Source organism: Salinimicrobium oceani, assembly GCF_012037645.1.
Genome location: NZ_JAAVJR010000344.1, coordinates 1 through 538, shown reverse-complemented (window position 1 = coordinate 538; position 538 = coordinate 1). Strand labels below are relative to the sequence as shown.

General features: G+C 40.1%; 1 protein-coding gene. It reads right to left on the bottom strand.

Annotated elements, in window-relative coordinates; translation table 11 throughout:
* Positions 1 to 99: 99 nt before the first annotated feature.
* Positions 100 to 513: a non-homologous end-joining DNA ligase LigD gene (ligD, locus tag HC175_RS17095; RefSeq protein WP_168139534.1), complete on the bottom strand. Its 414-nt coding sequence runs from the start codon at positions 511 to 513 to the stop codon at positions 100 to 102.
* Positions 514 to 538: the final 25 nt, after the last annotated feature.

Here is a 538-nt window from a genome sequence, read left to right as displayed (position 1 = left end):
ACCTTTTCCAGGTCCTTGTCTGTCATTTTTTCTGCCTGTTCATTAAGTTGGCGATTGGCCATTTCGGGGCTGATCTCTTTCATTTGTGTGTATTTAATATTAATCTCGGTTTAATTGTCCTAAGCGTCTAAATATGTTTTCCATGTTGAAATGAGAGGCACTTTTAATGCGGGATAATTCTTCCCATTCCAAAGGAGTGGCTATTCCCGCTTCTTCTGTTGCCCTTAACGAATAAGGACAAACTGCTGTTTGTGCATAGGCATTCCGCAAAAAATCCACGAAGATCTTTCCTTCCCGCTTGTTCTTCCTTATTTGGGTAGTAAACAGGTCGGGGCGCAGCCTTTCAGCCTCTTCAGCTATTGCTTTGGTTTCTTCCTTTATAGCATCAAAATCTTTTCTCCTTCTTATAGTATAGTATAAATGTAAGCCGCTTTTTCCGCTGGTCATAATAGAGGGATCGATATTTTTGCTTTTTAGAAGATCCCGTAATTCAGTGGCGGCTTCTTTGATCATATCAAAATTTGTTTACGAAGGATCC